We start from the raw sequence: 25540 nt of genomic DNA, 5'->3' as shown, positions 1-25540 counted from the left end.
CCTAAGCGCGCTGGCGTAGCAGCAACGTGCGCACACCTTCCAGCTGCTCCAGCGTGCGGTAGCGGATACGCAATTCACCGCTCTCACCCGAACCCGGTTTGAGCGCCACCGTCAGACCGAGCGCATCGGCCAACTCCTGCTCGAAAGCGCGGGTGTCAGGATCCTTCTGCTTCGACTTCGTGGCACTGCCAGAGTCCATGCGCTTGTGGGACAGCGCCTCGACATCACGAACGCTCAGGCCTTTTTCCACGATCATCTTCGCGACCTGCTCAGCATCCTCCCGGCCGATCAGGGCGCGGGCATGCCCCGGGCTGAGTTCGCCGTCCCGCACGAGCGTCTGCACCCCCTCCGGCAGCTTGAGCAGCCGAAGCATGTTTGACAGATGGCTCCGGCTCTTGCCGATAATCTGGGACAGTTCGTCCTGTGTGTATCCGAAGCGGCCGATAAGCTCCTGATAGCCTGCCGCCTCTTCGATCGCGTTCAGGTCGGTGCGCTGAACATTCTCGATGATCGCGAGTTCCAGCGCCTCCTGATCCGTCAAAGAACGGATGACGGTTGGAAGCCGATGCAAACCCGCCATCTGCGCGGCACGCCAACGGCGTTCGCCGGCGACAATCTCGTAATGAATGCCGTCTTCCATCGGACGGACGACGAGCGGCTGAACCAGCCCTTTCTCGCGGATTGAATTGGCGAGTTCTTCGAGCTCGCCCGGCGAGAAGCTCTGGCGCGGATTCAGCGGCCCTGGCTTGATCTTGTCGATGGGGAGCTCGACCTGATCTCCCTCTGCCGGGCCGCCACGTCCGCGCGACGCCGCTGGGTCCCCAACGAGCGAAGCCAATCCCCGCCCGAGCCGATTACGATTTGCCGTAGTTGCCTGTTCCGACATGCGTCTCTCCACGTTGCGCAATGACGCGAGACGACCTGCGCAGGCTGAAACGACCACTCAGAGAACCCGTTCGGCTACGCGGCCGATGCACTCTGTTCCCGGTCGATAATTTCCGCCGCCAGCTGAATATAAGCTTTGCTGCCGGCGCTCTTCTGATCGTACAGCAGAATCGGCTTGCCGTGCGACGGTGCTTCGGCGACGCGCACGTTGCGCGGGATCATGGTGTTGTAGACCTTGTCTCCGAAGAAATTGCGGACCTCGCTGGCAACTTCGTCCGCGAGCTTCGTCCGCGGGTCATGCATGGTCAGCACCACGCCGTGGATCTCCAGCGAAGGGTTCAGACTGGAGCGGACAAAGTCGATCGTGTCCTTGAGCTGCGTGATCCCCTCCAGCGCGAAGAACTCGCACTGCACGGGCACAAGAACTGAATCGGCGGCGGCCATTGCGTTGACCGTCAGGATATTCAGGGACGGCGGGCAGTCCACAAGGACATAGCGGATCTGTGGCTCGCTTCCTCGTTCCTCTTGTGAGGCCTTAAGCGACATGATCGCATCGCGCAGGAAGTAGGCGCGGTTCGGCGCGGAGGAAATTTCCGGCTCCAGGCCAGCGAGATCGCGAGTCGAAGGCGCCAGGTAGAGATTCGGTATGCTGGTCTCGACCATCGCCTGCTCCAACGCTGCCGCGCCGGCCAGCACGTCATAAGTCGAGACGTTTCGCTCGCCTTCCGGGAGACCCAGCCCCGTGCTTGCGTTGCCCTGGGCATCCAGATCAATGACAAGCGTCGGTTGATCGATCGCCGCGAGCGCGGTGCCCAGATTGATGGCTGTCGTGGTTTTGCCGACACCGCCCTTTTGATTGGCGACGGCAAGCACGTGAAAATCGCCTCCAGAAGACCGCTTGTCCATCACGTCCTACCTTCCAGCCGCTCCAGCGCCCTGATCTCGAGAACCGTCCCGTCCGGTTCCGTGGCGCTCGGGTGGGCGCGCAATTCAAATGTCCAAGCCTTCCGCGCCTCGGCGATCTCTTCATCCGCTCGGCGACCCTTGAGGAACAGGCCGACGGTGCCGCTGCGGAAAAACGGCTGGGACCATTCCAGCAGCCTGGCGAGTGGTGCGACAGCCCTCGCCATGACAACATCAACGTCGGTCACTGTACCCCGGGCCGCGATCTCTTCAACGCGGGCATTGTGAATTTCCACAGGCGTTCCAGTCTGTCGCGCGACCTCGCGGAGAAAGGCGCATTTGCGTGCGTTGCTCTCGACGAGGTGAACCTTGGTGCCAGTGTCGGCGGTGAGTATGGCGACGATCAGGCCGGGGAAGCCGGCACCCGCACCAAAGTCGAGGCACCTACTACCCCCCTGGATCAGCGGGACGAGCTGCGCGCTGTCGGCAAAGTGGCGCTGCCAGATAGCGTCGAGGCTGTCGCGGGCGACCAAATTCACGGCCTTCTGCCATTTGCGCAGCAACACCGCATAGGTTTCGAGCTTGGCGATCTGCTCGGAGGTGACGCCGAATTCGGACCGGAAGGATTCCCGGCCATACGCGCCTTCGGCGGGTGCCGCGCCGGTCATGCCGACTGCTTCTGTGGGGTCTTACGCAAGTGCGCGAGCAGGAGCATCAGCGCGGCTGGCGTCACGCCGTCGATACGGCCGGCCTGAGCGAGCGTTGCCGGGCGGTGCTGCTGGAGCTTCTGCCGAACCTCGTTGGAGAGGCCGGAAATCGAATCATAGTCGAAGCCCCGTGGGATCGCGATCTGCTCGTCCTTGCGGAAGGCAGCGATATCTGCTTCCTGGCGCTCAACGTAGACGCTGTAGCGCGCGTCGATCTGCAGGCGCCGCGCGATGGGGCCGGGCACAGCGTCGAGCTGCGGCCAGATGCCGGCAAGTCGCTCCCAGGTAATGTCCGGATAGGCGAGGAGTTCAAACGCCGTGCGCCGACGGCCGTCCTGATTGAGGTTGAGCCCCTGAGCGGCCGCCTCCCGCGGCGTGAGACTCAGCTCTTCCAGATGAGCGCGGCCCTTCTCCAGATTTGCCATCTGCTCGGCGAAAACGCGGGCGCGGGCCGCGCCAATACAGCCGATCGCTTCGCCCGCTGGTGTCAGACGCTCATCGGCATTATCCGCGCGAAGGCGAAGGCGATATTCGGCGCGAGATGTGAACATGCGATAAGGCTCGCTGACGCCGCGCGTGGTCAAATCGTCGATCATCACGCCAATATAGGCATCGGCGCGCGAGACGATGAAATCGCGATTGCTGCCACTGGCCGCCAGCGCCGCGTTGAGTCCTGCGACGAGCCCCTGTCCCGCCGCCTCTTCATAGCCCGTCGTTCCGTTGATCTGTCCGGCCAGATACAGACGCGAGAGCCGCTTGACCTCAAGTGTCGGCAAAAGCTCGCGGGGGTCGATGTAGTCATATTCGATTGCGTAGCCCGGGCGGATGATGCGGGCAGATTCCAGCCCCGGGATCGTGGCGACAAAGGCGTGCTGCACCTCTTCCGGAAGCGAGGTCGAGATGCCGTTCGGATAGACCGTGGTGTCGTCCAGTCCCTCCGGTTCCAGGAAGATCTGGTGGCTCGCGCGATCGGCAAAGCGGACCACCTTGTCCTCGACAGAGGGGCAATAGCGCGGACCAACGCCATCGATCTGGCCCGAAAACATCGGCGCCTTGTCGAGATTGGCGCGGATAATCTCGTGCGTTTCCGGGCGTGTACCGGTGATGTGGCAGACAACCTGCGGCGTGGTAATTTCTGAGGTCAGGAACGAGAACGGCTCCGGCGGATTGTCGCCGTGCTGGACCTCCAGGCTGTCCCAGTCAATCGTCTCGCCGTTAAGGCGCGGCGGCGTTCCGGTCTTCAGTCGCCCCATGCGCAGGCCCATCGCATAGAAGCGTTCGGACAGGCGGATCGCCGGCGCGTCACCGATGCGTCCGCCCGGCGTTTGCTTCAGTCCGACGTGGATGATGCCCTTCAGGAAGGTTCCCGTAGTTATGACGACCGCCCCCGCGGCGTATCGCGCACCGTCTGCAGTAACAACACCCGTTGCCTGCTCATTCTCCACGATCAGATCCTCGACCGCGTTCTCGATGATCGCGAGATTGTCGGTCCGCGCCATCTCGGCCTGCATGGCCTCGCGATAAAGCTTTCGATCCGCCTGAGCGCGCGGCCCCTGTACGGCCGGGCCCTTGGACCGGTTGAGGACGCGGAACTGAATGCCGGCCTGGTCGGCAACCCGGGCCATGACGCCGTCGAGCGCATCGATCTCGCGGACGAGATGCCCTTTGCCGAGCCCACCGATTGCGGGGTTGCAGGACATCTCCCCGATGGCGGAGGCACGGTGTGTAATGAGGCCCGTTTTAGCGCCCATGCGTGCGGCTGCGGCCGCAGCCTCGCAGCCGGCATGGCCACCGCCAACAACAATCACATCGAAGCGATGATCGGTCATCGTCCCTGTCTTCTCTGATGATCGAAGCGCGCCCTTTCGCGCTGAAAATAGTGGACGCTGCGCCCCCGGTCAAAGCGCTGTTTCACGTGAAACATTACTTTCCGATACAGAACTGAGCGAAGATCTGATCGAGGATATCCTCCACGTCGATACGTCCTGTCAGACGCCCCATGCAGTCGGCTGCGCGACGCAGGTCCTCGCAGCGCAGTTCCAGTTCATCCGGCGATCCCTCCAGAAATGCCCCCAGCGACCTCATCGCCTCTTCCAACTCGCGTCGATGTCGCTCCCGCGTCGGCGGCGCGGCATCCCCAGCTTCCAGGCGCGCTGCGGCTTCCGCCCCGATACGGTCCACGAGTTCGCCGATACCTTCCTGCGTGTGGACCGAAATGAAAAGATCCGCCTTGACCGGATACGGGTCTCGCGTGGTCAGCAACTCGGTCTTATTCACCACAGTGAGCCGTTTCTCGACCGGTATCTCTGCGGGTGGCGGTGTCGGCTGCGCCTGTGCGCCGTCGATGAGCCACACCACGATCTGGGCTTCCTTCGCCCGCGCCAACGCCCTGCGCACCCCCTCCGCCTCGATCTCCTCATCGGTTTGGCGCATCCCGGCGGTATCGGACACGATGACCGGATAACCCTTCAGGTCGAGCCGGACCTCAACGACGTCACGTGTTGTCCCGGGCTTCTCGGAGACGATGGCTGCCTCGCGCCGGGCTAGGGCGTTTAGCAGGCTCGATTTGCCGGCATTCACCGGGCCCGCGATCGCCACGCGCAACCCGTCGCGCAGGATTTCACCGCGGTGGCTGTCATCGAGATGCGCGCGGATTGACCGCTCGAGATCGGCGATCTGCGCAAAGGCGGCTCGATCGTTGAAAGCCAGGACGTCAGCCTCGTCGCTGAAATCGAGATCCGCTTCAATCTCTGCAAGCGCCAGAATGATCTTTTGCCGCCAGCTCTCATATAGCGCCGCCAGCGCTCCGTCCGATTGCCGAAGCGCCTGGAGGCGCTGCGCCTCGGTCTCGGCGTCAATGAGGTCAGCCAGGCCCTCAACAGCCGTCAGATCAAGCTTGCCATTCTCGAATGCGCGCCGCGCAAACTCTCCGGGCTGCGCCGCCCGCATTCCCGGCACCTCCGCCAGCGCGGACAATACCGCCTCAATCACAGCACGGCCGCCATGCACGTGCAGCTCGGCGACATCCTCCCCCGTGAAGCTCGAAGGCGCGGGAAACCAGAGCACCAGCGCACGGTCGAGCCTACGGCCCGTTCCGGGGTGCCGCAGGTCCCGTAGACTTGCCCGCCGCCGGGGCGGAACATCACCCGCAAGCGCGCATAGAGCCTCCCCCGTTGCCGGGCCGGATACGCGGATGACGGCCACGCCGGCGCGTCCCGGTGCGCTCGAAAGGGCATAGATCGTGGTTTGCATATTCATGGTTTGTATCGCACCATCCCCGTATTCAAGGCGCTGTGCCGGTGATTTCATGTAAAAGCGTCAAACGAACCAGCGGACCGCGGGGACGAGGTATGGAAAACGCTTCGAAGTTCGACAACCCTAACCAGAATCATCTTGCCGGAGAGACCAGTCCTTATCTGTTGCAGCACAAGGACAATCCGGTCCACTGGTGGCCCTGGAACGCCGAGGCCTTTCACCACGCAAAGAAGACCGGAAAGCCGGTTCTGCTCTCCGTTGGCTATGCCGCCTGTCACTGGTGCCACGTCATGGCGCATGAGAGCTTCGAGGACGAGGCGACTGCAGAGGTGATGAACGATCTGTTCGTCAACATCAAGGTGGACCGGGAGGAGCGACCGGACGTCGACGCGCTCTACATGCGGGCCCTGCAAAGCCTCGAAGGCCACGGTGGCTGGCCGCTGACCATGTTCCTCACGCCGGATGGCGAACCCTTTTGGGGCGGCACCTACTTCCCGAACACCGCGAAGTATGGTCGCCCCGGATTCAAGGATGTTTTGAAGGAGGTCGCCCGCGTCTACAAGGAGGAGTCCGACAAGGTCACGCATAACGCCACGTTGTTGCGCAAGGCCCTGGAGCCACGTGGCGCGGAAGGCGAGATGGCGCCGATATCGCTGGAGACGATCCAGGACCTGGCCGGGAAGATCGCCGGTGTTATCGACCCGGTGAATGGGGGGCTCCAGGGCGCGCCAAAGTTTCCGAACACCTCGATCTTCGGGCTGCTCTGGCGAACAGGTCTGCGCTTCGACATCGAAATTTGCCGCCGCGCCGTGGACCTTTCTCTGACCCGCATGTGCCAGGGAGGCATCTATGATCATATCGGCGGCGGCTTCGCCCGCTACACCGTCGATGAGAAATGGCTGGTCCCGCATTTCGAGAAGATGCTCTATGACAACGCGCAGATCCTCGACCTGCTGACCGAGGCATGGAAGGAGACGCGGAACCCTCTCTATGCCGAGCGCGCTTCAGAAACGATCGGCTGGCTGGAGCGCGAGATGATCGCGCCGGACGGCGGGTTCGCCTCGTCGCTGGATGCCGATTCCGAAGGGGAGGAAGGAAAATTCTACGTCTGGGATTATTCGGAGATCGTGAATGCGCTGGGCCCGGACGATGCCGATCTATTCACCCGCATATACGATGTGACGCCGGAAGGAAACTGGGAAGGCAAGAACATCCTGAACCGTCTCAAGCACCCGGAGCCTCTTCCCGATGCGGAGGAAAAACGTCTCGCGGAGATGCGCTGCAAACTGTTTGCTTCACGTGAAACACGCGTACGGCCGGGCTGGGATGACAAGGTTCTCGCGGACTGGAACGGACTGATGATCGGGGCGCTTGTGCGCGCGGGGGCGGCATTCGAGCAGCCGGCCTGGGTCAGGCTCGCCCGCCAAGCCTACGACTTCGTCAAGACGAACATGAGCAAGGGGGACCGCCTGCGGCACAGCTACCGCGCGGGCCAGACCTCCGCGCCGGCCATCGCGACCGATTACGCAAACATGATTTCCGCCGCCCTTGCGCTGTACTTGCATACTGGGGAGGGTGTTTTCCTGAGTGACGCGCTCGCTTGGGCGAATGTGTTGGACCAGCACTTCTGGGCCCACGACTACGGCGGCTACTACCTCTCGGCGGATGACACGGACGACATCATCATCCGCACCCACAACGCGCATGACGACTCGACGCCAAACGCCAACCCGGTCATGGCGTCGAACTTCATGACCCTGTTCCTGCTAACGGGTGATCGCCGGTTCGAAGACCAGGCGCACAACATCGAGCGTGCCTTCCGGCATGAAATCGCCAAGAACCCTGTCGCGCACGCCGGCTTCGTGGACACGCTAATGACGCTCACTGAGCCGCAGCATGTCGCCATTATCGCCAAGCGTGAGCGAAGCGAAGCCGACGCGCTTCGCAAAACGGTCACCGAACTCTCTCTTCCCGGCACCGTTGTTCAAACCTGTGTGGAAGCCGAAGCTGTGCCGGCCAACCCGGCGCTCGACGGCAAGGTCACGATCGACGGGACGCCGACGGCCTACGTCTGTGTCGGGCCGCAGTGTTCGTTGCCGGTTATCTCGCAGGATGCCCTGCGCGACTTGCTGCTCGAAGCACGCAAGGGGCAGCTGGGCGCGCCCACCTGAGGTCTCAGGTGTTCATCGAGTCAAAGAAGTCGTCGTTCGTCTTGGTCTGACGCAGCTTGTCCAACAGGAACTCGATCGCCTCCATGGTCCCCATCGGGTTCAGAATGCGGCGGAGGACGAACATCTTCTTCAGACGTGCCTCGGGCACCAGCAGTTCTTCCTTGCGGGTGCCTGAACGCGCGATGTCGATGGAGGGGAACACACGCTTGTCCGCTACCTTCCGGTCGAGCACGATCTCCGAGTTGCCCGTCCCCTTGAACTCTTCAAATATGACCTCGTCCATGCGGCTCCCGGTGTCGATCAGCGCCGTCGCGATGATGGTCAGGGAGCCGCCTTCCTCGATGTTCCGCGCGGCGCCGAAGAATCGCTTCGGCCGCTGCAGTGCGTTGGCGTCCACGCCGCCCGTCAGCACCTTGCCCGAAGAAGGCACGACCGTGTTGTAGGCGCGGCCCAGCCGCGTAATCGAGTCGAGCAGGATCACGACGTCGCGCTTGTGTTCGACGAGTCGCTTTGCCTTCTCAATCACCATCTCGGCCACCTGAACATGGCGCGCCGCCGGCTCATCGAAGGTCGAGCTGATGACCTCTCCATCCACCGAGCGCTCCATGTCGGTCACTTCTTCCGGCCGCTCGTCGATGAGCAGCACAATCAGATAGCACTCAGGCCGGTTCGAGGTGATCGAATGCGCGATGTTCTGCAGCAACATCGTCTTACCCGTGCGCGGCGGCGCGACAATCAGCCCGCGCTGCCCCTTGCCGAGCGGGGCGACAATGTCAATGACCCGTGCGCTCAGGTCCTTGCCCTCCGCACTCTCGACCTCCATACGCAGCCACTCGTCCGGGTAGAGCGGCGTCAGGTTGTCGAAGTGGATCTTGTGCCGGCTCTTTTCGGGCTCCTGGAAGTTGATCTTGTTGACCTTGAGTAGCGCGAAATACCGCTCTCCGTCCTTCGGGCTGCGGATTTGTCCTTCGACGGTGTCGCCGGTACGCAGGCCAAAGCGCCGGATCTGGCTCGGGCTGACATAGATATCATCCGGCCCCGGCAGATAGTTCGCATCCGGCGAGCGCAGGAAGCCGAACCCATCCTGAAGCACTTCCACAACGCCGCTACCGGTGATGTCGATATCGCGCGTGGCGAGCTGCTTCAGGATGGCAAACATCAGCTCCTGTTTGCGCATCGCGCTCGCATTTTCGACATTGACCTCCTCGGCAAAGCTCAGCAGCTCCGCCGGTGATTTCATTTTGAGGTCTTGTAGCTTCATTTCCTGCACGGATATGGCTCCTGGAAAATCATTGCCGCCTTCTCGGGGGCGCGTCCGCAATTGGACACGTGAGTCAAGCGGTTTCGCGAAAGAGGGCGTTGGAATGCAGAGAGATGGGTGGGAAACACCCAGAGCGGCCTCGCGCCTCTAGGTTATTTCGGGTGAGCAGCGTGCCCACACCTGCTCAAGTCTGGCGATACGCTAGAAACATACCAGACTTAATTCATCGCGCAAAGACGCTATTAGCTTGTTCGTGACCAAATCGCAACGAACTGACCTGAACGGGCCCGCGCTTCCACAATATATTGGGTGCCGCACCGAAGCTGCAAGCAAGTCTGACGCTAGAACGGGCGGGCGACCGCCAGAATCACGACCACCACCATGATGACCGTGGGCACCTCGTTCATGAAGCGATAGAATTTCGCCGAATGCGCATTCTGATCCTGCGCGAACAACCGGCGCCAGCGGGCGAGCACCATGTGATAGCCAGTCAGAATAATGACCAGCAAGAACTTGACATGGAACCATATATCCACTGACCAATTGATGACGCCGTAGTAACCAAGAAGTAAAAGCCCAAAAACCCAGCTCGCAATCATGGCTGGGTTCATGATGTAACGCAGCAAACGAACCTCCATAAGCTTGAAGGTCTCCGACTGCTGCGAGCCGACATCAGCGTAAGCGTGATAAACGAACAACCGTGGCAAGTATAAAAGCCCCGCCATCCAGGCAATGATCGAAATAACGTGAAACGCCTTGACGTAAAGGTACAAGCCTTCCATTGCCTTTGATCCTAAAAGCTTTCCCGGATGGTCTTCACAAGCGTTGCGACATGCTCTGGCGGAGTCTGCGGAACGATACCGTGACCAAGATTGAAAATGTGCGGACCGCCTGAGAGCGTGTCCCGAATATCGCGGGCGCGCCGCTCAAGCTCGTCACCGCCCGCCACCAAAAGCAGCGGGTCGAGATTGCCCTGAACGACCGTCCGACGCTGCAGATTCGTCTTTATCCAGTCAAGCGAAAGCGCTGTGTCGCAGCCTAGCGCGTCGACGCCCGTCTGCGTAAGAAAATCAAGGTACATCGGACCGCTTGCGCGTGGAAACCCGATGATCGGCGTTTCCGGATGTTCAGCGCGCAGCGCGCTCACCAGTTTCTGCGTCGGCGCGATCACCCAGCGGCGGAACTCGCTGTCCGGCAGCGTGCCTGCCCAGCTCTCGAAGATCTGCACGGCCTGCGCGCCCGCCTTGATCTGGCCGCTGAGATAGGTGGCAGAGGCTTCCACGATCATATCCATCAGCTTGGCGAAGCCTTCCGGATCGCGATACGCCCACAGCCGGGCGGGCGCCTGGTCGGGCGTGCTCTGCCCAGCCACCATGTAGGTCGCCACGGTCCAGGGACCGCCGCAAAAGCCAATCAGCGCGGTCTCTTCGTCCAGCGCCTGGGCGACGCGCGAAACCGTCTCGTAGATCGGTGCCACGGTCTTATCGACGCCGTCCATGGACAGCCGTGACAGTTCACCCTCTCGCGTGATCGGTTCAAGTTGTGGCCCCTTGCCTTCCTCAAACCAGACCTTCTGTCCGAGAGCATGCGAAACCACGAGGATGTCGGAAAAGAGGATTGCCGCATCGAAGCCGTATCGCTCGATTGGCTGGAGCGTTACCTGCGCTGCCAGTTCCGGTGTATAGCAAAGGTCAAGGAACCCCCCTGCCTTGGCGCGAACCTCACGGTACTCCGGCAAATAGCGTCCGGCCTGGCGCATCAGCCAGATCGGTGGTGGTGACATCACCTCTCCGGAAAGAGCGCGGAGGAACCGGCTAGCCGCTGGTCGCGTGGTCTCGTCCGACATTAGGCCCGATCCATAATCCCGAAAACAAAATCCTGTCTTGAGCCTGACTCTGCTGTTTTATTTTTCCGGAGGTGGATTTGTTGAATTCAAAAAAATCCCCCATTCGTTCACAGCTTGTCGCCGGTCGCGGCTCCGGCGCTCAGTCCTGCCGGCAATCAGCGTGTCTGTCAATCTGAACAATCCCGATTTTTGACGTTGGGTCGATCGGTTATAAATGACCCTTGAGAGGAAAGTTACGCGGACAGATGCCTGAACGAAGCGGGGAGCGAGCGGAGTCTGTCCACAAAGGGGAGAAGCCGCCGGATCGATTGTCACCATCAGATCCGCTGTGGGTGATTTTTTGATTGGCGTGCGGGACTCGGGATGAGCGCGTGGGGTCTGGATAGGTTGTGGTGACGAATCTGGGATTCGCCCACACGGACCGCAGCTACTTTGGATCGAAGTGTGATTCCCGCCGACGCGCTGAACCTCCGCGACCGGCGCAACCGCCACGGAAAAGACCATGCAGAAGAAGGCACCGAAAAAGTCGTTTCACCTGCACCTGGTGTCTGATGCCTCGGGTGAAACGCTTACCATGATTGCGAAGGCCGCCACGGTTCAGTACTCGCTGATCCGCGCCATTCACCATGTCCATCCGCTGGTCCGCACCCGCGACCAGCTCGGCGACGTCGTGGAGAAGATCCACGCCAATCCCGGCATCGTGCTTTACACCATCGTCAACGCCGATCTGGGGCGGGAACTCGAAAACCAGTGCAAGAAGATGGGGCTGCCCTGTATTGCGGTCCTTGAACCGATCCTCAACGCCTTCGGACAATATCTCGGTGCCGACTCCACGCCAGTGGTGGCCGGGCAGCATGTACTGGACGCCGATTATTTCCGCCGCGTCGACGCCATGCAGTTCTCCATGATGCATGACGACGGGCAAAATACCGAGACGCTCGACGAGGCGGATATCGTGCTGGTCGGGATCAGCCGGACATCCAAGACGCCAACGAGCATCTATCTTGCGAACCGGGGTTACAAGACCGCCAATGTGTCCCTCGTCCCGGACCTTCCCGTTCCCGAAACGCTTGAGACGGCGGAGCGTCCGCTGATTGTCGGCCTGACAGCAACGGCCGAACGGATCGCCGAAATCCGCCACAACAGGGTGATGTCCTTCAATGATCGTCGGCTCCAAGACTACGTCGACATGGATCGCATCAAGGAAGAAATCGCGTACACGCGGCGCTTGTGTCAGCGCCATCACTGGCCGATCATTGATGTCAGCCGTCGCTCGATCGAGGAGACGGCGGCGGATATCATCCGGCGCTACCAGGATCGCCAAGTCGCGCGCGCTGCTCAGGAGGGCTGAGGATGACCGATGCCGCACCGCCGGTCACGGCGGGTCTACAGGCTGAAAAGCCAGCCCTGATTCTCGCTTCGGCGAGCCCGGCCCGCGTGGCGGTGCTGCGCAGCGCCGGAGTCGCTTTCACGCAACAGCCGTCTAATCTCGACGAGAGCAGCGTTCGGGAAGCGTTGCGCCAGGAAGACGAGTTCACCCAGGCCGGGGACATCGCCGAGCTCCTCGCGCTTACGAAGGCTACGCAAATCAGCACCGCCGAGCCGGATGCGCTCGTACTCGGTGCGGACCAGGTGCTCGCCATCGAGGATCGCGCACTCGAAAAGCCCTTGGATTTCGACGCCGCGCGCGAGCAGCTCCTTGAACTGCGGGGGAAGACGCATGTGCTCCATTCGGCGGTTTGCCTGTGCCGCGGCGGCCAGCATCTCTGGACGCATGTCGATACCGCCACGATGAAGATGCGCGACTTCTCCGCCGAATTCGTGGGGCGTTATCTGAGCCTTGCGGGTGCGGCGGTGCTGACCAGTGTGGGCGCCTATCAGCTTGAAGGCCCGGGCGCCCAGCTCTTCGAGCGCGTTGACGGCGATTATTTCACTGTGCTTGGCCTGCCGCTGTTGCCGCTACTGGCGAAGTTGCGCGAGATGGAGATACTTCTTGCCTGAAGCACAAGACAGTGGCCCGCAGGCATGCGTTATTGGCTGGCCGGTGGCGCATTCGCGTTCGCCGTTGATTCACGGCTATTGGCTGGAAAAGTACGATCTGCCGGGCCGGTATGACAAACAAGCCGTGCCGCCGGAGGATTTTCCCGAATTTCTCGATCGCTTTGCGGAGAGCGGGTTGATCGGCGCCAACGTCACCGTGCCGCACAAGGAATTGGCCTACGAACTGGTCGACCGGCGCGAGCCGGCGGCCGAGGCGGTCCAGGCGGTCAACACCATCTGGCTCGATGATGGTCAGCTTGTCGGCGATAACACCGATGTCTATGGCTTCCTCGCCAATCTCGACGAAGGCGCGCCCGGCTGGGATGGCGGCAGCCGCGCCGCAGTGATTGGCGCGGGCGGGGCAGCGCGGGCCGTGCTAAAAGGGCTGATCGATCGGGGCTTTTCCGAAATCCGGCTCGCCAACCGAACTTTCGCCAAGGCGCAGGGACTGGCCGAAGCCTTCGGCCCGGCAGTCAGAGCGATCGCCTGGGCGGAGCGTGACGCCATGCTCGATGGGTGCGCCTTGCTCGTGAACACGACCTCGCTCGGCATGGAAGGTTCCCCTGCGCTGGAAATCGACCTTGCTGCGCTCCCGAGTGATGCTGTCGTCACCGACATCGTTTATGTTCCCCTGCAAACGCCGCTGCTGCGCGCGGCGAAGGCGCGCGGCCTGCGCACTGTCGACGGCTTGGGGATGCTTCTGCACCAGGCCGTTCCCGGCTTCGCCCGCTGGTTCGGCGTGCGCCCCGAGGTGACACCCGAACTACGCGCGCGCATCGTCGCCGACATCGAGCAGGACAAGGCCGCATCATGATGATCGTCGGCCTCACCGGCTCGATGGCGATGGGTAAGTCCACCGCCGCCAACCACTTGAAAAATCTGGGTATTCCGGTTTTCGATTCCGATGCGGCGGTCCACGCGCTTTACGAGGGCGAGGCGGTGGAAGAAATCGAGCAGGCGTTTCCGGGCGTGGCACAGGGCGGTCGGGTCGACCGCAAGAAGCTGGCTGAGGCGATTGCCGGGGATCCCGAAGCCTTGGCGCGTCTGGAAGCGATCGTTCACCCCATGGTGCGGCGCAAGCAGCGCGACTTCGTGCTTGCCGAGGAGATGCGCGGCGCGGAGCTGGTTATCCTCGACATTCCTCTGTTGTTCGAATCGGGCGCGGACAAGCTGTGCGACGCGGTGATCGTGGTCAGTGCGCCCGAGGAAGTGCAGCGCCAGCGTCTGGCAGCGCGTAAGGGCATGACGCCGGAGAAGATTGACGACCTGCTCAGCCGGCAGATGCCGGACGCCGAAAAGCGTGCTCGTGCCGATTTCGTTGTGGACACAAGCGGCACCATTCCCGAGAGCCGCGCCCAACTGGACAACATTCTCGCTAAACTCCGCCAGCGAGAGGGTCAGAAGATCGACGTCTGGCGTGATCTGGACGTTTGAGATCAGCGGGGGAAGTCATGCGCGAGATCGTGCTCGACACCGAGACCACCGGCCTCGATCCGAAACAGGGCCACCGGATCATTGAGATCGGCTGCATCGAATTGGTGAATTACGTTCCGAGTGGGCGGGAATTTCACCAGTTCATCAACCCCGAGCGCGATGTGCCCGAGGACGCACAGCAGGTGCACGGCATCACGAATGACTTCCTCGCCGACAAGCCGGTCTTTTCCGAGGTCGCCGACTCGTTCCTGGAGTTCATCGCCGACTCCAAGCTGGTCATCCACAACGCCAGTTTCGACATCGGCTTCATAAATCACGAGCTGGTGCAGGTTTCGCGCGACCCGATCCCGTTCGACCGGGTGGTCGATACGCTGGCGCTCGCCCGGCGCAAGCATCCGGCCGGGCCGAACAGCCTCGATGCGTTGTGCAAGCGGTATCGCATCGACCTGAGCGAGCGGACCAAGCATGGCGCCCTGCTGGACAGCGAACTGCTTGCTCGCGTCTACATGGAGTTGATCGGTGGGACACAGGCTGCGCTTGGCCTGGAGGAAGCTTTCGCGCGCGGTCCGGCGCTTCAGCCCGGTACGGAAATCCGTGTGCGCCCACGCCCTGCGGTTTTGCCCCCGCGTCTCACCGCTGAGGAACAAGAAGCGCACCGGGCGTTCCTCGAAGATCTAGGCGCGCCCGCTCTGTGGGACAGCTACGAAAGCCGCGAATAGTCAGGCTTCTGCTTCGTTTTCCTGCTGTTGCTGTTGCTGTTGCTGCGCTGCGTTGCGCCGATAGAGCGCAGCGAAATCGATCGGGTCGATCAGCAGCGGCGGGTAGCCACCTTCGCGGGTGAGATCGGCAATGATCCGGCGGACAAATGGAAACAGCGTCGCCGGGCAATCCACGAACAGGAACGGGCGCAGCCGCTCCTGCGGAAAATTCTCCACCCGGAACACTCCGGCATAAACGAGGTCAAGCTGATAAATCCCGGAGCTTTCACTCTTGGCCGCGCCCTCGAAATGCAGCGTCACCTCGTAGGTGTCTTCGCTTAGCTTGTTGGCGCCAACATTGAAATTGAGTTGAAGGTTCGGGTTCTCGCCCGGCTCCTGCAGGGATTTCGGGGCGTTCGGGTTCTCGAACGAGAGATCCTTGATGTACTGGCCGAGGACGCTGACTCGTGGCCCCTGCTGGGCCTGCTCAGTGCTTTGGTCGTCGCCGCCATTGGGCTTGTTCTCTTCCGCCATCTGTCGCCTCTATCGCTTTGCGGTTGGTCGCGGCGCGGCTGGTTCTTTCGTGCGGTTGCAACCGTCCCGCGTGATCGAATGTTGCAATCGTGGCTAGCATGGCGGGCGGCGGCATTCAAGCTGGCCCGCGCGCCGCACCTAACGCATCCACGCTGCGTAAGATGGGTGCGCGTCCTTCATGTCCTCGTAGAGCCAGACCATGCGGTCGACGAACCACATTTTGCCCAGATAGATCAGTGCGGCGCCGAAGAGTGTTGGCCAGAGCGCGAGCGCGTACAGACCCCAGAGCAGAAAAGGGATGCCGATGGCGGAGACAACGGTCAGAAGATGCGGCGCAAGCCGGTGATGAGGCGGAATGGGCACCTCTTGCCGGTTTAGCCAGACGCGTTCGCCAAACACCGCTTTCGAGGCCCAGTTATTGGTATGCTGCGGAATTGGCGCCAGGCGCGGATTAAGCCAAAGGAAAGCGAGCGCCCCTGCGAGCGCGAGCAACCACCAGCCGCCGATCCACAGACGCGACCAGACGGCCAGGACCAGCAGCGGCAAACCGAGGAATATGCGGGTCCAGACGCTGAACGGATGGGCGTGGCGCTGCCACGTCTCCTCATCCATCAACATCAGCCTCTCGGCACAGCGAAAGATGTCCACGGCGACGCCCCATGCATGGTGCGGACGGAGGGACTTGAACCCTCACTCCCTTTCGGGAAACGGATTTTAAGTCCGTTGCGTCTACCGATTCCGCCACGTCCGCGCGCTTGATGCCGTTATGCGCGAGGCCGCGGAGCGAAGCAAGCCGCGCTGCTAATAGGCCCGGGCTGGCCGCGGCGGCGTGATCTCCTGGCGTTCCCGCCCGAGAGGATGCCGGATCGCAGCCACCAGCAAGAGAAACAGCGTCACGGCATTGAGCACATGCCACATGAAGTGGGTGCCGATGGACGTTCCGGCAATCGCCACCGTCTGGCACAGCGCCATGTCCAGCGATCGGAACGCGATCGAAGCTGTGAAGACGATGCCTGCGGTGAGCACCAGCGGACCTGTTCGCCGGCGCGTGAAAGCGTCGGAGGCGAACGCGCTCAAATATCCGCCGATCAGCAGCATAGATCCCCAGGCAGGCAGATAACCGACGCTGCCGTTGAGACACCTTCCGCGCGCACCTTCCGGGATGTCGAGATTGAAGCCGACCTGCCCGTCCCAGCATTGCAGCCGCCCCGCGGCCATCATCGCGCCGATAAACAGAGCCAGCCCCACCAGCGACCAGAAGACGTTGGCTCCGACGAAGCGGCGCAGAGCGAACACCAGATAGGCGAGCATGAAGATCCCGATCGGCGCAACATCCGCCACGGCGGCCCAGCGGGTGGCGAAGGTGTGGAACAGGAAGCTGCCGATGCCAATGATGAACACCAGCGCGATCAGCAGATGCCTCGTCACCGTGCGCTTGTGGTTCGGCTCTCGATAAAGCAGCGCCAGCGCGGCGAGCGCCGCGATCAGGAAGGCCACGTTGGTTGTCGCGTTCACCGGCTCCGCCCAGAACGCCGGGCTGAGGCCGCGCTCACAGTAGGCGAAGACCTTCTGGCTCCAGTCCATGCTCATCCCCGTTATCGAAGCTGGGCGCGCCATGGGCCGAATTGAGGCGCTTCCTGCCGCAAAGATCACAAAACGATCGCATTTTTAAGGAAATTGTAAGCCTTGCCACGCAGCATGCTCTCGAAAAGGTTTCGATTGATTCCTGTCCGGCAAACGTTAACCTTTCGCGGCATGCTGAACGAGGCCAAGATGATATCCGGCGGCACGAGGAGACGCATTATGGTGCACCTCAGGACGGGAGCTCTTTTTACGGCAGTCTTGATGATGGCTGCGATCTCGGGCGTGCCGGAGGCCGGGAATGCCGGTGCTCGTTACAAGGCCCATGATTATGGCCCGATTTACAGGCACGTGCGCGCGGAGAGCTTCTACAGTTCACGCGCAGTTGTCGCGCCGGTTCGCCGGGGGCCGGTCGGCGATCAGGTCATGACGCCGGGCGGCAACTGGTACGACTGCGAGATCACCTGCGAATACACGTTGCGCCGCGTGTACCTCGATTTCTGGGAGCATCAGCGAGACAAGTTCACCTCGCCTGGTTACTTCCGCTTCGAATTCGTTATCGACTAGCCGCTCAACCCTTCGAGCAAGGCTCTGTCGACCTTCAGCCCGTTGTGCTGAACTTTTTTACGCCGCGCCAGCCTGCGCGTGCCAGGCAGTCGCGCATCGCCATCCGCCTCGATCCAGCTTGCCAGCTCCGCGAAACGCGCGGGCGCATCGGCACTCAGTCCGGTCGCGTCAATCGCGATGATAAGTTGGCCGGTTTCGGGTGGCCCGCCCTCGGCATCCAGAAAGGACGTTGCGTCCCGGGCATAGCGGCCACCCGTGAGCCCTGCGGCCATCATCTCGACCATGAGCGCCAGAGCAGACCCCTTCGCCTCCCCGAACGGCAGCATCGCTCCCTTGACGGCGCGCGCCGGATCGGTAGTCGGCTGCCCCTCAACGTCCACCGCCCAACCTTCCGGGATGGGTTCACCCCTTTCCGCCGCAGCGACGATCTTGCCTCGCGCAACCTTCGATAGCGACAGGTCGATCACCACCGGCTCGCGCCCCTCCAGGGGCGCAGCAAAGGCGACCGGGTTGGTGCCGAACAGCCGCGATGCTCCTCCCCACGGTGCCATCGCGGCGGGCGTGTTAGCGAACATCAATGCGACGCAGCCGTCTTCCGCCAGCCGCTCGACGCTGTGCCCTGCGACCCCGCAATGATGCGAGCGGTAGAAGCCCGCCATCGCAATGCCCTGGGCCTTGGCCATTTGCGGAAGCCGCCCCGCAACGCGGTCGAATGCCGGATAATAGAAACCGTTGGCGACGTCGACATGAAGCGCGCCCGGTGCAGTCTCATTAATGACCGGGACGGCGTGTCCGTCGACCTTCCCGACGGCAGCCTGCGCCGCGTAAGAGGCGACGCGCCGTAGACCGTGGCCGCTCTGTCCGTCGATCTCGGCATCGACGAGAGCGCGCGCTACGGATTCTGCATTGTCGGCGGTAACGCCGTTGTCCATGAGGGTTTTCTCGACGCGGTGACGCGCCTCGGCAATCGAAATCGTGACCTCGGTCATGGGCGTCTCTTTATTTCAATGTGCTATGATAGAAGACGGAGTCGGTGAGGCACTGGCTCACGCGCCATTCAACAGGCTGGCCGCTATAGTCGAAGGCGACCCGCTCGATCGCCAGAACAGGCGTACCGACCGGGCAGTCCAGGCGGCGCGCGGTTGCTTCACTCGCCGGCGCGGCGCGCAGATTTTCCTCCACCCGCGCAACGGTGATGCCGAAATCGGTCTGATAAAGATCATAGAGTGTGTTCGGGATCGTCTCGCGCTCCAGTAGACCCGAGAAGAGTGCTTCGGACAGCGAAATTTGCTCATCGATGATCGGATGGTCTTCGTGTGTGCGTGTGCGGGTGATGCGGATGACCCGCCCCTCCGGCGCGAGGGCGAGCGCGGCCCGCTCGCGTCCGCTCGGATCGGCCACGGCAACGCGCACGTCGCGACTGTCGGGTTGAATGCGCCCGCCGGCGTCATAAAGCTGGAAAAAGCGGAAATGCACGGTATCGGAAGTATGGCGCGCGACGAATGTGCCGCGTCCCTGATGCCGCTCCACCAGATGTTCTGCCGCGAGAGCGTCCAGCGCCTTACGCACTGTTCCCTGGCTGACCCCGAACTCCTCGGCAAGCTGAAACTCGTTGGGCAGCAACCGGCCCGGCGCCCAGATGCCCGAGAGGATACGCTCGGCCAGCGCGCGCTTCACGCGGGTGTACAGGGGCTGCGCGTCGAGCTTTTCCACGGCGTGGACCTTTCATCTTTGGCGCGGAAGCGATTGACTCGGGTCGCCGCGCGCGATAGCAAAAGTCTTATATAAGATATAACACTCCATCCAGGATCGCGCTACAGGAGGTGCAGGTGCCAACTCCCCACTTTCTCGTTCACTCGCCGAAGGACAATGTCGGCGTCGTTGTCGTCGAAGGTCTGACGGCGGGTACGCCCATGATGGGCGTGATTACCGAAACCGATTCGGAGGTGTCGGTAACCGCGCGCGACGATATCCCCATCGGCCACAAGGTCGCCCTGACCGACCTCAAGGAAGGCGACACGATCATCAAATACGGCGAGGATATTGGGCGCATGGTCGGCGACGCCAAGACCGGCGAACATGTGCACACACACAACCTGAAAACCAAACGCTGGTAGGAGGGCATCATGAGCAACCGCAAATTCCTTGGCTACCGGCGCGAAAATGGCCGTGTCGGCGTTCGCAACCATGTGGCGATTTTGCCTGTCGACGACATCTCGAACGCCGCTTGTGAAAACGTCGCGAAGAACATTCAGGGCACGCTCGCTCTCCCCCATTCCTACGGGCGCTTGCAGTTTGGCGAGGACCTTGATCTGCATTTCCGCACGATCATCGGTCTTGGGGCGAACCCGAACATCGCGGCCTGTGTCGTGATCGGCATCGAGCCGGGCTGGACCAACAAGGTGGCCGAAGGTATTGCCGAGACCGGAAAGCCGGTCGCGGCCTTCGCAATCGAGCAGAATGGCGACATCAAGACGATCGCGGACGCCTCTCGAAAGGCGAAGGATTTCGTCCACTGGGCCAGCGAGCTTCAGCGAGAGGAATGCCCGATCGGCGACCTCTGGGTGTCGACGAAATGCGGCGAGTCTGACACGACAACCGGGCTGGGATCCTGCCCGACCGTCGGCAACATGTACGACAAGCTGATTCCCGAGGGCATTCACGGCGTATTCGGAGAAACCTCCGAGATCACCGGCGCCGAGCACATCTGCAAGGCGCGTGCAGCCTCTCCCGAAATCGCGGAGAAATTCATGGCGACCTGGCAGGCCTACCAGGACGAGGTGATCGAGCCCTACAAGACCTCAGACCTCTCCGAATCCCAGCCGACCAAGGGGAATATCGAGGGGGGCCTGACGACCATCGAGGAAAAGGCGCTCGGCAACCTCGAAAAGATCGGCCGGGAGTGTACATACATCGACGTGCTGAAGCCGGCGGAGGCCCCCGAGAAGGGGCCGGGGCTTTATTTCATGGACACGTCCTCGGCGGCCGCCGAGTGCGTCACCCTCATGGCGGCAGCGGGTTACGTCGTGCACACCTTCCCCACAGGGCAGGGTAATGTTGTCGGCAACCCGGTCCTGCCGGTCGTCAAGATCAGCGCGAATCCGCGCACGGTCCGCACCATGTCCGAGCACATCGACGTGGACGTTTCCGGCATCCTGCGTCGCGACATGACGCTGGATCAGGCGGGCGATGCGCTGATCGACATGGTGATCCGCACCGCCAACGGCCGGATGACGGCGGCCGAGGCGCTGGGCCACCGCGAACTGGTGATGACCAAGCTGTATCGCAGCGCGTAACGGGTCAAGCGGCGGCGGCCGGCCGGGCTGCCGCCGTGTTCTCGGAGGCCGTTATGGCCGAGATCGTTATCAGCGAATTCATCACGCCGGAGGCACTGGCGCTTCTGGAGCAGCACCATAGCGTGCATTACGACTCCACACTCTGGGAGCGTGATGATGACCTCGCGGCTGTGCTTAGGGATGCGCGCGCGCTCATTGTCCGCAACAAGACGCAGGTGGGCGGAGGGCTGATCGGTGCTGCCGCGCGGCTGGAGGCTGTCGGCCGACTTGGTGTTGGCCTCGACAACATCGACGTCGCGACCTGCGAAAGACGCGGGATCAAGGTATTGCCTGCGCATGGCGCGAACGCTGCGGCAGTTGCGGAATATGTCATTGGCGCCGCGCTCATCCTGCTCCGCGGGGCTTTCGGGGCGACGCCGCGGCTAACGGCGGGGGAATGGCCCCGCGAGCAGCTTATCGGACGGCAACTTGAAGGCAAGCAGCTTGGCCTGCTCGGTTTTGGGGCGATCGGGCAGGCAACCGCAGCGCGGGCGCGCGTTTTCGGCATGGAGATCGCGGCCTATGATCCGGGCATCCCGCATGATGCGCCACGATGGCAGACGGAAGCGCGCCGCATGACCTTCGAGGAACTGCTGGAAACCAGCGACGTTCTGAGTCTTCATCTTCCTTTGAACGAGGAGACGCGTGGCGCGCTGGGAGGTGCGGCGCTGGCGCGGATGAAGCCGAGCGCGGTCCTCATCAACACCGCACGCGGCGGCATCGTGGACGAGCGGGCTTTGGCGGCGGCGCTGCGGGACGGTCGGCTGGCCGGCGTTGCGCTGGATGTGTTCGAAACCGAACCGATCGACGGCGGCACGGGCGCGCTTTTCGCCGGGCTTGAGAATGTCCTCCTGACCCCGCACATCGCCGGTGTGACGGAAGAGTCCAATGCGCGCGTCAGCGACGTGACAGCGCGCAATGTCCTCGAAGTGCTGGCTAGCCCGGATATAACTGCCTGACGATCAGATAGCCCAGCAGTGCGGAAACGCCGGTCAGCAGCGTACCCCAGATCGTATCAATGACCGCAACGGTCACTGGCCAGTTCTTGAGCGTGGCCAGGTTGGTCATGTCGTAGGTGGCGTAGCAGAAGAAGCCAAACAGCGCCCCATAGATCAGCGCCGTCTTCCATGTGCCGGACTGTAGGGCCGGCGCGACTGCGAAGATCACGACGCCAATCACATAGACCGCATAGAAGACTGCCGCGACGCCCAGATTGGGCTTGTCCGCCAACAACTCGCCCAACCGGGAAAAGTAGAAATTCTTGGCGATATGGGCGAGCCAGAGATAGTCGATGAACAAGAACACGACGGCAGTCGCGACATAAGCGGCCAGATATTGCATTAGGTCGTTCCCTCTGAGATGTGCTGCTTTTGTAAACGCTCGCACGGCGAGGCTGGATTGCTGGCCTCAGACGGAAAAGGCGTTGACATCAAACGGGAATGGTCGGCAGCGCGAACCCGCGCTGGCGGCAAAGTGTGGTGTGACATCGTCGATCAGTACCGGAGTTCCCGGTCATAGCTGCGCCAGATGATGAGCTGCAGGAAGGCGGTGAGAAGAATCGCTCCGAGGAAGCCCAGGCTCAGCGAGTCGGCCCCGGAGCCGGCCAGACGCTCGAAATAGCCGACCAGTTCCTCGTACCGCAGGAAGGCGATGCCGCTGACAATGACACCGCCGATCTTGCCGACCATCTCGACATCCTGTTTGTAGCGGCGCAGGAAGAAGAACAGCAGCATCAGCGCCCAAAGCCCGAACAGCAGGCTGAAGCCCGGCGCGAGCATCACGAACAGGCTGCGGCTTGATCCGCCGAACATCACGGCCGAAGACTGGATGTAGGCATGGTTCGAGAGCGGCCAGAACAGCATGGCAAACGCGCCGACCAACACGCCGCGCTCCAGTCGGTTGAGATATTTTCCGTAAAACTCGTCCAGCGAGCCGCGCCGGATCACCAGCATCAACCCGATCACGAAGAGCACGAGCAGGAAGAAGATGATGAAGGGCAACACCCACTCGTGCACCTTGCCGGTCAGTGCGCGGTTTTCCAACGGCGCATACATCGCCTGCATGTGATTGCGCAGGTTCTCCTGCGCCTGGCAGCACGCTGCGCCCTTGGCCATCCGCCCCGTGGCGAAGCAGAAACGCTCTTCCTTGAAGCTGTCGGGGGTCGGGAGGTATTGCGGCTCGCCGGCATCCTTGTCCCAGTAGCAGTCCCGATCGAACGGACCGAGGCCGGCGCGTGTCTGGCTGACCTGGCGCACCAGGGACATCGCCTCCAGCACCGGAAGGCGCGCACAGGACTGGTTTTCCGCGCAGCCCGGGGGCTCGCCCTGGTCCGTCTTCAGGATTTCCGGCTTCACCTGCCAGACCGCGGGGACGCCCTGCAGCAGCATTTGCGCGAGGAAGAACGAGCCGACGGCCAGCGCCACACCGCCAACGACGACGCGCATACGCCCCGCGGTGATGTGATTCCAGTACATGTCGAGGAAGACGCAAGCCGGGAAGAAGAACGCGCACAGCGCCAGGATGCCGAAGGTAGGAAAGAACAGGAAAAGTTGGCTGTAGACTGTCGCGATGGAGGGCCAATCCGCGGGATATTCGTAGGTCAGCGCGCCGAGCACGCTGATGAACGCGGTGCCGAGAATGGCAAAGATGATGAAGACCGTTGCACGAATACCCGGTGACATGCCCTGTCTCCCCCGCCGAAGCGAAAGGCCGCGGAGACCCGCGACTTCCACGTGGGGCGTTAGCCTATGCGAAGCGCCAATGCGCAGCCAGCCGATTTTCTTAACGATAGCTTAAACGCGGGTCCAGCGTGGCAATTCGATCAGTCCGCGGCGGAACCGCCACCGGCCGGCCCGTACGGCGCAATCCGGCCTTGGCGGGCGGGCGCGCAGCGAATAGTTGTTTCTCGATACCCAACAGCCGGCAGCAACAGGGGTGGGCGCGTGAAACGGGTTCTCAAATTCGGCGTGATCGTCGTGGTCGCCGCGGCCGCGGTGTTCGGCCTATACCGGCTTCAGAAGGTGCTGATGATTGGCGCGGGTTACTACGCCAAGATGCTCTGCTCCGGCGTGTTCGTTTCCGGCCGCCCAGCTGATGAGGTGATCGCCGAGGATGTGCGGGCCGACCGCTCGGGACTGCTGGGCCTGTTCTCCAACTCGGTCGACAGTGAGGCCGAGGCCGTCGACGTGTGGGTGCCGAGCGGCTTCGCGGCGCAGCGGGCGGTCTATCGCGATGGCTATGGCTGTCACCTCGCGCTGGACGTGGCGCGGCCGGAGGAGCCGCTACGCCCGCTGGAGCCAATCGCGCCGCCGCATCAGGACGCATTGTGGCCCGAAGGCGGCCGTCTCGCCGCCGAAGCGCTCCCGCCGGAAAACCGCGAGGCGGTTTATGCCGCGCTGGACGAAGCCTTCGCGGAGGACAACCCGGAGAACCTCAAACGCACGCGCGCGATCGTTGTCGTGCATCGGGGGCGGCTCGTCGCCGAGCAGTATGCCCCAAGCTTCACCGAGCAAACCCCTCAGCTCGGCTGGTCGATGGCGAAAAGCGTCACCAACGCGCTTGCCGGCGCTGTGGTTGCGCGGGGCGAGATCGCCCCAGACCAACGTGCGCCGGTGGAAGAGTGGAACGGCGCGGACGACCCCCGCAGGGCGATCACTGTCGATAATCTCCTGCGAATGAGCAGCGGTCTCGAATTCACCGAGGATTACGGCGGGATGCTCGCCGATGTTCGCGTGATGCTGTTTCTGCGCGGGGACAAGGCAGGCTTTGCCGCGGACAAGCCGCTCACGTGCGATCCGGGCCAGTGCTGGGAATATTCAAGCGGAACATCGAACATTCTCGCGGGGGTGGTGCAGGACGCCGCGGTCGGGCCGGCGTCGGCGCACGAGCTTTTGTTCGCGCCGCTCGGGATGCACACCGCCGTATTCGAGCCGGACGCGTCAGGGACATTGGTCGGGTCATCCTATGTCCACGCTTCGGCGCGGGATTGGGCACGGCTCGGCCTGCTCTACCTGCGGGGCGGCGAATGGAACGGCAAAACCATCTTCACGCGCGACTGGCTCGACTACACGCTGGAGCCGGCCCCGGGAAGCGGCGGTACCTTCGGCGCGCATGTCTGGCTGGAGGCCCCGCCCCATAATGACCCCGAAGCCGTCGCCGCCATCCCTGAGGACGACTTCTACTTCCTCGGCCATGACGGGCAGATGGTTGCGGTGATTCCATCGCGCGAGACGGTCATTGTGCGGCTCGGTCTGACGCGGGACCAGGATCGCTTCGATCATGCGCGGCTGATCCGCAGTATCCTCGACGCGCTGCCCGAGTAAC

26 protein-coding genes and 1 tRNA gene are annotated in these 25540 nt (G+C 62.4%); 11 read left to right on the top strand and 16 right to left on the bottom strand.

Going from position 1 to position 25540, the window contains the following annotated elements:
- Nucleotide 1 precedes the first annotated feature (1 nt).
- The 5 genes from BXY53_RS01170 to mnmE form a co-directional block, all read right to left on the bottom strand.
- A complete protein-coding gene (locus BXY53_RS01170) occupies nucleotides 2–886 on the bottom strand; it encodes a ParB/RepB/Spo0J family partition protein (protein ID WP_119060128.1) in 885 nt (294 codons plus the stop codon).
- Between the two features lie 74 nt (nucleotides 887–960).
- Nucleotides 961–1791 carry a ParA family protein gene (locus BXY53_RS01165; protein ID WP_119060127.1) on the bottom strand — a complete coding sequence of 277 codons (831 nt, stop codon included), beginning with the start codon at nucleotides 1789–1791 and terminating at the stop codon, nucleotides 961–963.
- Entirely contained in the window at nucleotides 1791–2456 is a 666-nt protein-coding gene (gene rsmG / locus BXY53_RS01160) for a 16S rRNA (guanine(527)-N(7))-methyltransferase RsmG (protein WP_119060126.1), read from the bottom strand. Before rsmG ends, BXY53_RS01165 begins: the two co-directional genes overlap by 1 nt.
- The gene (gene mnmG, locus BXY53_RS01155; RefSeq protein WP_119060125.1) at nucleotides 2453–4324 is read right to left on the bottom strand and encodes a tRNA uridine-5-carboxymethylaminomethyl(34) synthesis enzyme MnmG; all 1872 of its coding nucleotides are present in this window, start codon (nucleotides 4322–4324) and stop codon (nucleotides 2453–2455) included. The genes rsmG and mnmG overlap by 4 nt, the downstream gene beginning before the upstream one ends.
- Nucleotides 4325–4418: 94 nt before the next feature.
- Nucleotides 4419–5753: a tRNA uridine-5-carboxymethylaminomethyl(34) synthesis GTPase MnmE gene (mnmE, locus tag BXY53_RS01150; protein ID WP_342634954.1), complete on the bottom strand. Its 1335-nt coding sequence runs from the start codon at nucleotides 5751–5753 to the stop codon at nucleotides 4419–4421.
- A gap of 92 nt (nucleotides 5754–5845) precedes the next feature.
- Between mnmE and BXY53_RS01145 the strand changes: the two genes are divergently transcribed.
- Complete coding sequence (locus BXY53_RS01145) at nucleotides 5846–7921, top strand: thioredoxin domain-containing protein (protein WP_119060124.1); 2076 nt, start codon at nucleotides 5846–5848, stop codon at nucleotides 7919–7921.
- Nucleotides 7922–7925: 4 nt separating this feature from the next.
- Here the strand turns inward: BXY53_RS01145 and rho are convergent, their stop codons facing one another.
- From rho to hemE, 3 genes are all read right to left on the bottom strand, one after another.
- Nucleotides 7926–9191, bottom strand: a complete 1266-nt coding sequence (rho, locus tag BXY53_RS01140) for a transcription termination factor Rho (RefSeq protein ID WP_119060123.1) — start codon at nucleotides 9189–9191, stop codon at nucleotides 7926–7928.
- 332 nt (nucleotides 9192–9523) lie between these two features.
- Nucleotides 9524–9955: a protoporphyrinogen oxidase HemJ gene (gene hemJ / locus BXY53_RS01135; RefSeq protein WP_119061689.1), complete on the bottom strand. Its 432-nt coding sequence runs from the start codon at nucleotides 9953–9955 to the stop codon at nucleotides 9524–9526.
- 20 nt (nucleotides 9956–9975) lie between these two features.
- The gene (gene hemE, locus BXY53_RS01130; RefSeq protein WP_119060122.1) at nucleotides 9976–11028 is read right to left on the bottom strand and encodes a uroporphyrinogen decarboxylase; all 1053 of its coding nucleotides are present in this window, start codon (nucleotides 11026–11028) and stop codon (nucleotides 9976–9978) included.
- 502 nt (nucleotides 11029–11530) lie between these two features.
- Here hemE and BXY53_RS01125 point away from each other — a divergent pair.
- The 5 genes from BXY53_RS01125 to dnaQ are packed head-to-tail and all read left to right on the top strand — an operon-like array spanning nucleotide 11531 to nucleotide 15221.
- Entirely contained in the window at nucleotides 11531–12379 is an 849-nt protein-coding gene (locus tag BXY53_RS01125; protein WP_119060121.1) for a pyruvate, water dikinase regulatory protein, read from the top strand.
- A gap of 2 nt (nucleotides 12380–12381) precedes the next feature.
- Nucleotides 12382–13029 (top strand): Maf family protein, encoded by a 648-nt coding sequence (locus BXY53_RS01120; RefSeq protein WP_119060120.1) that lies wholly within the window; start codon nucleotides 12382–12384, stop codon nucleotides 13027–13029.
- Nucleotides 13022–13882 carry a shikimate dehydrogenase gene (locus BXY53_RS01115; RefSeq protein ID WP_119060119.1) on the top strand — a complete coding sequence of 287 codons (861 nt, stop codon included), beginning with the start codon at nucleotides 13022–13024 and terminating at the stop codon, nucleotides 13880–13882. The genes BXY53_RS01120 and BXY53_RS01115 overlap by 8 nt, the downstream gene beginning before the upstream one ends.
- Nucleotides 13879–14502, top strand: a complete 624-nt coding sequence (gene coaE / locus BXY53_RS01110) for a dephospho-CoA kinase (RefSeq protein ID WP_119060118.1) — start codon at nucleotides 13879–13881, stop codon at nucleotides 14500–14502. Before BXY53_RS01115 ends, coaE begins: the two co-directional genes overlap by 4 nt.
- Nucleotides 14503–14519: 17 nt before the next feature.
- Complete coding sequence (gene dnaQ / locus BXY53_RS01105) at nucleotides 14520–15221, top strand: DNA polymerase III subunit epsilon (RefSeq protein ID WP_119060117.1); 702 nt, start codon at nucleotides 14520–14522, stop codon at nucleotides 15219–15221.
- Here dnaQ and secB read toward each other — a convergent pair whose 3' ends face one another.
- The 4 genes from secB to BXY53_RS01085 all read right to left on the bottom strand — a co-directional run bounded on the left by secB (nucleotide 15222) and on the right by BXY53_RS01085 (nucleotide 17318).
- On the bottom strand, nucleotides 15222–15734 hold the full coding sequence (gene secB, locus BXY53_RS01100) for a protein-export chaperone SecB (RefSeq protein WP_119060116.1): 513 nt from the start codon (nucleotides 15732–15734) through the stop codon (nucleotides 15222–15224).
- A gap of 138 nt (nucleotides 15735–15872) precedes the next feature.
- Nucleotides 15873–16382, bottom strand: coding sequence for a DUF6653 family protein (locus tag BXY53_RS01095; protein ID WP_245410315.1), 510 nt, complete (start codon nucleotides 16380–16382; stop codon nucleotides 15873–15875).
- A gap of 16 nt (nucleotides 16383–16398) precedes the next feature.
- Nucleotides 16399–16485, bottom strand: a tRNA-Leu gene (locus BXY53_RS01090).
- A 50-nt stretch (nucleotides 16486–16535) separates the two neighbouring features.
- Entirely contained in the window at nucleotides 16536–17318 is a 783-nt protein-coding gene (locus BXY53_RS01085; protein ID WP_119060114.1) for a ceramidase domain-containing protein, read from the bottom strand.
- 261 nt (nucleotides 17319–17579) lie between these two features.
- On the opposite strand from BXY53_RS01085, the gene BXY53_RS01080 reads away from it, so the two are divergent.
- Nucleotides 17580–17882, top strand: coding sequence for a hypothetical protein (locus tag BXY53_RS01080; RefSeq protein ID WP_119060113.1), 303 nt, complete (start codon nucleotides 17580–17582; stop codon nucleotides 17880–17882).
- On the opposite strand, the gene BXY53_RS01075 is transcribed toward BXY53_RS01080, so the two are convergent.
- Both BXY53_RS01075 and BXY53_RS01070 read right to left on the bottom strand, forming a co-directional pair.
- Complete coding sequence (locus BXY53_RS01075) at nucleotides 17879–18871, bottom strand: Ldh family oxidoreductase (RefSeq protein WP_119060112.1); 993 nt, start codon at nucleotides 18869–18871, stop codon at nucleotides 17879–17881. The genes BXY53_RS01080 and BXY53_RS01075 overlap by 4 nt on opposite strands.
- A gap of 10 nt (nucleotides 18872–18881) precedes the next feature.
- On the bottom strand, nucleotides 18882–19595 hold the full coding sequence (locus BXY53_RS01070; RefSeq protein ID WP_119060111.1) for a GntR family transcriptional regulator: 714 nt from the start codon (nucleotides 19593–19595) through the stop codon (nucleotides 18882–18884).
- 116 nt (nucleotides 19596–19711) lie between these two features.
- Between BXY53_RS01070 and BXY53_RS01065 the strand changes: the two genes are divergently transcribed.
- From BXY53_RS01065 to BXY53_RS01055, 3 genes are read left to right on the top strand one after another with little or no spacing between them, the layout of a single operon-like run.
- The gene (locus BXY53_RS01065) at nucleotides 19712–19999 is read left to right on the top strand and encodes a UxaA family hydrolase (RefSeq protein ID WP_119061688.1); all 288 of its coding nucleotides are present in this window, start codon (nucleotides 19712–19714) and stop codon (nucleotides 19997–19999) included.
- 9 nt (nucleotides 20000–20008) lie between these two features.
- Nucleotides 20009–21178, top strand: a complete 1170-nt coding sequence (locus BXY53_RS01060) for a UxaA family hydrolase (RefSeq protein ID WP_119060110.1) — start codon at nucleotides 20009–20011, stop codon at nucleotides 21176–21178.
- Between the two features lie 53 nt (nucleotides 21179–21231).
- Nucleotides 21232–22176, top strand: a complete 945-nt coding sequence (locus tag BXY53_RS01055; protein WP_119060109.1) for a hydroxyacid dehydrogenase — start codon at nucleotides 21232–21234, stop codon at nucleotides 22174–22176.
- Here the strand turns inward: BXY53_RS01055 and BXY53_RS01050 are convergent.
- The gene (locus BXY53_RS01050; protein ID WP_119060108.1) at nucleotides 22154–22558 is read right to left on the bottom strand and encodes a DUF2177 family protein; all 405 of its coding nucleotides are present in this window, start codon (nucleotides 22556–22558) and stop codon (nucleotides 22154–22156) included. The genes BXY53_RS01055 and BXY53_RS01050 overlap by 23 nt on opposite strands.
- 152 nt (nucleotides 22559–22710) lie before the next feature.
- The gene (locus BXY53_RS01045) at nucleotides 22711–23898 is read right to left on the bottom strand and encodes a hypothetical protein (RefSeq protein ID WP_119060107.1); all 1188 of its coding nucleotides are present in this window, start codon (nucleotides 23896–23898) and stop codon (nucleotides 22711–22713) included.
- Between the two features lie 261 nt (nucleotides 23899–24159).
- Between BXY53_RS01045 and BXY53_RS01040 the strand changes: the two genes are divergently transcribed.
- Complete coding sequence (locus tag BXY53_RS01040) at nucleotides 24160–25539, top strand: serine hydrolase domain-containing protein (RefSeq protein ID WP_170144283.1); 1380 nt, start codon at nucleotides 24160–24162, stop codon at nucleotides 25537–25539.
- Nucleotide 25540 lies beyond the last annotated feature (1 nt).

The sequence above is a fragment of the Dichotomicrobium thermohalophilum genome, from assembly GCF_003550175.1.
Classification (GTDB): Bacteria; Pseudomonadota; Alphaproteobacteria; order Rhizobiales; family Rhodomicrobiaceae; genus Dichotomicrobium; species Dichotomicrobium thermohalophilum.
This window is presented reverse-complemented; position numbering and strand designations above follow the sequence as displayed.

Bases quoted from the DNA above. Each gene is read 5' to 3' on its own strand.
- BXY53_RS01170 (WP_119060128.1), bottom strand. From the start codon at position 886: ATGTCGGAACAGGCAACTACGGCAAATCGTAATCGGCTCGGGCGGGGA.
- BXY53_RS01165 (WP_119060127.1), bottom strand. From the start codon at position 1,791: ATGGACAAGCGGTCTTCTGGAGGCGATTTTCACGTGCTTGCCGTCGCC.
- rsmG (WP_119060126.1), bottom strand. From the start codon at position 2,456: ATGACCGGCGCGGCACCCGCCGAAGGCGCGTATGGCCGGGAATCCTTC.
- mnmG (WP_119060125.1), bottom strand. From the start codon at position 4,324: ATGACCGATCATCGCTTCGATGTGATTGTTGTTGGCGGTGGCCATGCC.
- mnmE (WP_342634954.1), bottom strand. From the start codon at position 5,753: ATGAATATGCAAACCACGATCTATGCCCTTTCGAGCGCACCGGGACGC.
- BXY53_RS01145 (WP_119060124.1), top strand. From the start codon at position 5,846: ATGGAAAACGCTTCGAAGTTCGACAACCCTAACCAGAATCATCTTGCC.
- hemE (WP_119060122.1), bottom strand. From the start codon at position 11,028: ATGTCGGACGAGACCACGCGACCAGCGGCTAGCCGGTTCCTCCGCGCT.
- BXY53_RS01125 (WP_119060121.1), top strand. From the start codon at position 11,531: ATGCAGAAGAAGGCACCGAAAAAGTCGTTTCACCTGCACCTGGTGTCT.
- BXY53_RS01120 (WP_119060120.1), top strand. From the start codon at position 12,382: ATGACCGATGCCGCACCGCCGGTCACGGCGGGTCTACAGGCTGAAAAG.
- coaE (WP_119060118.1), top strand. From the start codon at position 13,879: ATGATGATCGTCGGCCTCACCGGCTCGATGGCGATGGGTAAGTCCACC.
- dnaQ (WP_119060117.1), top strand. From the start codon at position 14,520: ATGCGCGAGATCGTGCTCGACACCGAGACCACCGGCCTCGATCCGAAA.
- secB (WP_119060116.1), bottom strand. From the start codon at position 15,734: ATGGCGGAAGAGAACAAGCCCAATGGCGGCGACGACCAAAGCACTGAG.
- BXY53_RS01085 (WP_119060114.1), bottom strand. From the start codon at position 17,318: ATGGACTGGAGCCAGAAGGTCTTCGCCTACTGTGAGCGCGGCCTCAGC.
- BXY53_RS01080 (WP_119060113.1), top strand. From the start codon at position 17,580: ATGATGGCTGCGATCTCGGGCGTGCCGGAGGCCGGGAATGCCGGTGCT.
- BXY53_RS01075 (WP_119060112.1), bottom strand. From the start codon at position 18,871: ATGACCGAGGTCACGATTTCGATTGCCGAGGCGCGTCACCGCGTCGAG.
- BXY53_RS01060 (WP_119060110.1), top strand. From the start codon at position 20,009: ATGAGCAACCGCAAATTCCTTGGCTACCGGCGCGAAAATGGCCGTGTC.
- BXY53_RS01055 (WP_119060109.1), top strand. From the start codon at position 21,232: ATGGCCGAGATCGTTATCAGCGAATTCATCACGCCGGAGGCACTGGCG.
- BXY53_RS01050 (WP_119060108.1), bottom strand. From the start codon at position 22,558: ATGCAATATCTGGCCGCTTATGTCGCGACTGCCGTCGTGTTCTTGTTC.
- BXY53_RS01045 (WP_119060107.1), bottom strand. From the start codon at position 23,898: ATGTCACCGGGTATTCGTGCAACGGTCTTCATCATCTTTGCCATTCTC.